This window comes from Bacillus haikouensis (genome assembly GCF_013179555.1).
Lineage (GTDB): Bacteria > Bacillota > Bacilli > Bacillales > Bacillaceae_B > Rossellomorea > Rossellomorea haikouensis_A.
In genome coordinates this window covers 1-2,503 of sequence record NZ_JABMCR010000432.1, presented here as the reverse complement: position 1 = coordinate 2,503, position 2,503 = coordinate 1, and the positions used below count along the sequence as shown (strand labels likewise).

General features: G+C 36.6%; 2 protein-coding genes, 1 tRNA gene and 1 pseudogene. 2 read left to right on the top strand and 2 right to left on the bottom strand.

All coding sequences use genetic code 11. The features are described 5' to 3' along the window. Nucleotides 1-167: 167 nt before the first annotated feature. Complete coding sequence (locus HP456_RS22710) at nt 168-773, bottom strand: hypothetical protein (RefSeq protein WP_172255309.1); 606 nt, start codon at nt 771-773, stop codon at nt 168-170. A 238-nt stretch (nt 774-1,011) separates the two neighbouring features. Between HP456_RS22710 and HP456_RS22705 the strand changes: the two genes are divergently transcribed. Together HP456_RS22705 and HP456_RS22700 are read left to right on the top strand one after the other, a co-directional pair. Next, nucleotides 1,012-1,088 (top strand) — tRNA-OTHER (locus HP456_RS22705). A gap of 149 nt (nt 1,089-1,237) precedes the next feature. Next, entirely contained in the window at nt 1,238-2,089 is an 852-nt protein-coding gene (locus HP456_RS22700; protein ID WP_172255307.1) for a pentapeptide repeat-containing protein, read from the top strand. A gap of 283 nt (nt 2,090-2,372) precedes the next feature. Here HP456_RS22700 and HP456_RS25200 read toward each other — a convergent pair. After that, a pseudogene (locus HP456_RS25200) lies at nt 2,373-2,503 on the bottom strand (MerR family transcriptional regulator); the annotation flags it as partial.

Genomic DNA, 2,503 nt, shown 5'->3' with positions numbered 1-2,503 from the left:
AATTCTGTATATTTTTAGTATAATAGGTGACCTTCTTGATTTTTCAAAAGGGGTAGAGGTTCTATTTTTCCAATGAAAAGGACAGGTTCCCTGGCAATATGAGCCTGGGTGACCTGTCCGACTCTGAAAATAGTAGAATCAAACCCGTACTTTCCGAAGTAGAATCCTTATCCTTGTTCTTTTTCTTCAAGATCATCTGGATAGACAACTTCTCCAAATGTTTCGCCTGTTGTCTCATCCTCAACATTAATTGTGACAGAGTATTCATCTTCGCTGACGCCGTCATACATTTGATAAAGCATGCCTGACATGCCAAGACTCATAGTGGCAAATGCGTCCATGCTGTTTTCATATTTCTCTTTATTTACAACCATCGTAAATTCAGAGAACGAATCATTGTGCGTGATATCTTTAATTGATACAAAGTCTTCGCTCGTTTTAGTTTCCTCAATCGTTTCATCGATGCTCGCTGAAATTTCCTTCAGCATCTTTTTATGAGTGGATTTAGACATTTTGTATGTAATCGAACCGTCCTCATTCTTCGTTACTTCCTTAATGCCATTTTCTTTTGCCTCAGCTTTGATTGTATCAAGGCTTTCATCTTCGAACATCGAAGACGGCAGCGTTACTTCAACATTAAATAACTTCTTATCTACTTCCACACTTTCGTCTTTCTTCGCCGTATCTTTCTTACTTTCATTTTTGCTTGTTTCTTCTGAAGAACAAGCAGCTAATAGAATAAGTGTTGCCAAAACCATCAGTATTTTCTTCATATATAACTTCCTTTCTTTCAATTACATTACAATAGTGTAACAGATATATTTCAATTAAACTACCTGATAGGAACAATTCTATATATTGGCAGGGTAACAATTCTTATTACTTACTCGCTGTGATAATACGCATTTATTTAAGTACATTCCATACGCGTTATCTTTTATTTCTGCAAATCAAGATGATCGTAGTTCAATATCAGATTGATAGATTTTTCATTAATTGGTATAATATTCATACAGCAATAGCTTAAGCTGGTTAGAGCGTTCTGAAGTTGTTTCAGAAAGGTGCAGGTTCGAATCCTGCTTGTTTAAGAGAATGATAAACGGGGTGTTCTTTTAAACAAGCAGGGATCGGAAGCGTTGGTCATATCAACAGTATAAGCTCGTTTATCCGCCTTATTGGCGGTTTTTTTATTGTAAGCTCGTTGTTTTAACAAACAATTAAAAGGAGAAGTTCTGATATGGAAAATTTGTTTAAACGTATTTATAAAAATGAACTTGCGGTGATGCTGACAATGCTATTATTGCTGATGCTCACCACTTTCGGTCTTACACTGATGTATGAGCACGTGCCTATATTGATCCATAAGAGCATTTATCAAAACTCAAGCTTTTGGGAAAGCTTCCTGATCAATCTTCATAATTCCATGTTTGATTTTTTATTTCTTGGAGTGATTCTTTATTATTTTACGGACCGAATTAATGAAAAAAGAAAAATAAAAGAGTACAAAGAAAATATAGAGGACGTAAGGTTTTGGTTTAAAGAAGAAGCCACGAGCAAAATCATCGCGAATATCAACAGACTGAACAAAAGTGGATATACCAGTATTGATCTTTCGAAATGCTTTTTGAAAGGTGCATACCTAAAAGAAGTGAAATTAATCAACAGTCAGTTGATGGGGGCAGTGCTCGAAGGTTCAAATCTAAGGTCTGCTATATTAAATGGATCCGACTTTAAAGGCGCAAAAATGCATTATACAAACCTTAAAGGTTCATCGCTAAAAAATGCAAAAATGAAATATATCTTCTGTAACGAAACGAATTTCACAGGCGCACAACTAGACGATACAGACTTACGAAATGCACGTTTGATTAACTCCAATTTTAAAAGCGCCATTCTCAAAGGTGCGGACCTTAAGGGAGCCACATTTGAAAACTCTGAGTTTGTAAAAGCTAACTTTATTGGAGCCGAAAATATTGATATTAATGAGATTATCAAAGCGAAAACGTTGGTGGGCGCAAAATTCGATGAGGAAATTAGAAGGGAAATTGAGAAGTTGAAACCGGAATTGTTTCGTTCGTCGGGGAAATGACGATTGAAAAGCTACTGTTCGTTATGAAGGTGGAGATTCATGCATTCAACTTCTCACTTAGCAGTCCTTTTAACTTTATCTTCATGTTGAGTGATCATGGGTTGTTGTTGAATGAGATCCGGGAGTATGGACGGCAGCAACTGAAGACGGTTGGGTGGGGATAGAGAATAAAACCAGGAGCTGGTAACTAAATCAGGAAAGGTCCATCCCTCAGCTTGTAGCTGAAGAATGGACCTTTTTTCTATGTTATTCTATCCCAATCTGTTGCCCGTGTTTTCTATCACTAATTAGTGATAATCTCAATTTTATTATCCTTATGAACATCCTCCGTACCGGCCTCCAAAGCAGTCTTGTAGTAGCTGCATTTATGCTCGATGACTTCCATTGTTTGCTGCAGTTCTTTGATCTTTGCTT